This window comes from Pseudomonas donghuensis (assembly GCF_000259195.1).
GTDB lineage: Bacteria > Pseudomonadota > Gammaproteobacteria > Pseudomonadales > Pseudomonadaceae > Aquipseudomonas > Aquipseudomonas donghuensis.
Genome location: NZ_JH650763.1, coordinates 95079 through 98581, shown reverse-complemented (window position 1 = coordinate 98581; position 3503 = coordinate 95079). Strand labels below are relative to the sequence as shown.

Below are 3503 nucleotides of genomic sequence, written 5' to 3'. Positions count from 1 at the left end.
GGCGTCACCCAGCCGATGGTGGTGGTGCTGATCGTGGCGATGATCCTGATCGCGACCATGACCTACGGCCCGCTGGCGGCGGTGATGGTCGAATTGTTCCCGACCCGCATCCGCTATACCTCGATGTCGCTGCCCTATCACATCGGCAACGGCTGGTTCGGCGGCTTCCTGCCCACGGTGTCCTTTGCCTTGGTGGTGTACACCGGCGATATTTTCTACGGGCTCTGGTACCCGGTACTGATCACCGGCATCAGCCTGGTGGTGGGGCTGTTCTGCCTGAAAGAAACCCGTGATGTGGATATCGACAAGGTGTAAGGATTTACAGGCACAAAAAAACCGGCGTAAGCGCCGGTTTTTTTATGCCGCGAAAAAACTTATGCACGATTTTCAAAAAACAGTCATACAGAGAAATAAGTAGCTAAATTAATCACTTAGCGAATTTTCTGCTGAGAAATCCAAATACTGTACACAAGTTATCCACAGATCGGTCAGGCCACGCCCTGCGCTTGATTTGGCGCTGCTGCAGGCAGTGAGCCGAGGTCGCGCTGGGTTTGTTCGTTCCATGCCGCAGCGCGGTCGTTGAGCTCGGCAATGGCCCGTGGGCCGCTGCCTTCGGCATGCATCGGGGCGCCAATCACCACCTCGATGGTGCCAGCGCGCTTGCCCCAGCCCTGCTTGGGCCAGAACTTGCCGGCGTTGTGAGCGATCGGCAGTACCGGCAAGCCAGCGTTTACCGCCAAAGCGGCACCGCTGCGCGAGAATTTGCCGATCTGGCCAAACGGCACGCGGGTGCCTTCCGGAAAGATCAGTACCCAGACGTTCTCTTTAAGCAGCTTGTCGCCCTTGCTGGCGACTTGCTTCAAGGCGGCCTTGGGGTTGTCGCGATCGATGGCGATCGGCCGCAGCATGGCCATGGCCCAGCCGAAGAACGGCACGTACAGCAGTTCACGCTTGAGCACCTGGCTCAAGGGCGAAAAATAGGCGGAAAGGAAAAAGGTTTCCCAGGTGCTCTGGTGATTGGAGAGGATCACACAGGGTTGCTTGGGGATGTTCTCAGCCCCGGTGACCTTGACCTTGATGTTGAGAAACACCCGTACCAGCACCAGCGCAAAGCGGCACCAGTAGACGTTGATAAAGCGATATCGGGCGCTGAATGGCAGAAACGGCGCGATAAAAAAGCTCAGGGTGCACCACAGCAAGGAGCTGGTACCCAGCAGCAGGTAAAAAAGAAAAATTCTGATCGCCTGCAAGATCGACATAGCGGCATGTACCGTTGCGGGCTTGCCCGCCTAGTAAAAGTGCGCCTGTTGTGCAGGCGCGCTATTTGTGGATAAGTTCTCTGGCGATGGCTGCCAGATCATCGAAAATCAGCGTTTTTTCAGGAATTCCCTTGCTCAGGGTCTTCTCGCCTTTTCCGGTTTTTACCAGAATCGGTTGAGCATCGACGGCCAAAGCGGCTTCCAGGTCACCCTTACTATCACCGACAAACCACACGCCAGCCAGATTCACGTTGTAGTGCGTGGCAATGGCGGTGAGCATGCCCGGCTTGGGTTTGCGGCAGGCGCAGCCCTCATCGGGCCCGTGCGGGCAATAGACGATCAGCCCGACCTCGCCACCCTGCTCGGCCACCAGCCTGCGCAACTGCGCATGCATGGCGTCGAGGGTCGCCAGGTCGTAGTAGCCGCGGGCAATGCCGGACTGATTGGTGGCCACCGCCACCGTCCAGCCGGCCTTGCTCAACTGCGCAATCGCTTCGATCGAACCGGGGATCGGAATCCACTCGTCCAGCGACTTGATGTAAGCGTCGGAGTCCTGGTTGATCACCCCGTCCCGATCGAGAATCAGCAGCTTCAAGACTTACCCCAGCAGCGAAATGTCAGCCACGCCCAGGAACAGACCGCGCAGGCGGCTGAGCAGGGCATAACGGTTGGCGCGGACTTTGGCGTCCTCGGCGTTGACCATCACCGCTTCGAAGAAGGCGTCGACCGGCTCACGCAGGGCTGCCAGGCGCGCCAGCGACTCGCTGTACTGGCGCGCGGCGGCCATTGGCTGCACGGCCTGGTCGGCTTGCTGGATCGCCGAGTACAGGGAGAACTCGTTGGCATTGTCGAAGTACTTTGGTTCGACCGTGGTGGCGACAGCGCCCTCGGCCTTGCTCAGCAGGTTCGACACGCGCTTGTTCACCGCGGCCAGGGCTGCGGCTTCCGGCAATTGGCGGAAGGCCTGGACGGCCTGCACGCGCTGGTCGAAGTCCAGGGCCGAGCCTGGCTTGAGGGCACGTACCGACAGGTAGGTGGCAACGTCGATGCCTTCGTCTTCGTAACGGGCACGCAGACGATCGAAGACGAACTCCAGTACCTGTTCGGCCAGGCCTGCGGCCTTGACCTTGGCGCCGAACTGGGTCACGGCGAAGTTCACCGCCTCGTTCAGGTCCAGGTCCAGTTGCTTCTCGATCAGGATGCGCAGTACGCCCAGTGCCGCACGACGCAGGGCGTAGGGGTCCTTGCTGCCGGTCGGGAGCATGCCGATACCGAAGATACCGACCAGGGTGTCGAGCTTGTCGGCGATAGCCACGGCCGCACCGGTCAGGGTCGAGGGCAGCTCAGCACCGGCACCGCGCGGCATGTACTGCTCGTTCAGGGCCAGGGCGACGTCTTGCGGCTCGCCGTCGTTGAGGGCGTAGTAGTAACCGGCAACACCCTGCATCTCAGGGAACTCACCGACCATCTCGGTGGCCAGGTCGCACTTCGACAGCAAACCGGCACGCGCCGCGCGTTGGGCATCGCCGCCGATACGCTGGGCGATGAAGGCGGCCAGTTTGGCAACCCGCTCGGCCTTGTCGAAAACGCTGCCCAGCTGGGCCTGGAACACCACGTTCTGCAGGCGCTCGTTGAAGCTTTCCAGCGGCTGCTTCTTGTCTTGCTTGAAGAAGAACTCGGCGTCGGTCAGGCGTGGGCGCACGACCTTCTCGTTGCCTTCGACGATCTGCTTCGGATCGCGGCTCTCGACGTTGGCCACGGTGATGAAGCGCGGCAGCAGCTTGCCGTCGGCATCCAGCAGGCAGAAGTACTTCTGGTTGTCCTGCATGGTGGTGATCAGCGCTTCCTGAGGCACTTCAAGGAAGCGTTCCTCGAACGAGCACACCAGCGGCACCGGCCATTCAACCAGGGCGGTCACTTCATCGAGCAGGGCTGGCGGCACGATGGCGCTGCCTTCCTGTTGCAGGGCAAGTTCGGCGGTGCGCTTGCTGATCAGCTCGCGGCGCTCGGCGAAATCGGCCAGGACATAGGCCTTGCGCAGGTCTTCCTGGTAGTTGGCCGGGGCACTGATGCGCACGTTTTCCGGGTGGTGGAAGCGGTGGCCACGGGATTCGCGACCGGCTTTCTGCGCCAGCAGGGTGCAGTCGACCACGTCGTCACCGAGCAGCATGACCAGCCACTGGGTCGGACGCACGAACTCTTCCTTGCGTGCACCCCAGCGCATGCGCTTGGGGATCGGCAGGG

3 protein-coding genes and 1 pseudogene are annotated in these 3503 nt (G+C 61.1%); 1 reads left to right on the top strand and 3 read right to left on the bottom strand.

Going from position 1 to position 3503, the window contains the following annotated elements:
• Positions 1-315 (top strand): annotated as a pseudogene (locus UW3_RS29470) (MFS transporter); the annotation flags it as partial.
• A 173-nt stretch (positions 316-488) separates the two neighbouring features.
• Here the strand turns inward: UW3_RS29470 and UW3_RS0111910 are convergent.
• From UW3_RS0111910 to glyS, 3 genes are all read right to left on the bottom strand, one after another.
• Positions 489-1259 carry a lysophospholipid acyltransferase family protein gene (locus UW3_RS0111910; protein ID WP_010222693.1) on the bottom strand — a complete coding sequence of 257 codons (771 nt, stop codon included), beginning with the start codon at positions 1257-1259 and terminating at the stop codon, positions 489-491.
• Between the two features lie 61 nt (positions 1260-1320).
• Positions 1321-1854 (bottom strand): D-glycero-beta-D-manno-heptose 1,7-bisphosphate 7-phosphatase, encoded by a 534-nt coding sequence (gene gmhB, locus UW3_RS0111905; RefSeq protein WP_010222692.1) that lies wholly within the window; start codon positions 1852-1854, stop codon positions 1321-1323.
• Positions 1855-1857: 3 nt separating this feature from the next.
• Positions 1858-3503: glycine--tRNA ligase subunit beta (gene glyS, locus UW3_RS0111900; protein ID WP_081492788.1), on the bottom strand; the 1646-nt coding region annotated here is incomplete at its 5' end.

Excerpts from the sequence above, each read along its gene's own strand:
- UW3_RS0111910 (WP_010222693.1), bottom strand. The coding sequence starts at position 1,259 with ATGTCGATCTTGCAGGCGATCAGAATTTTTCTTTTTTACCTGCTGCTG.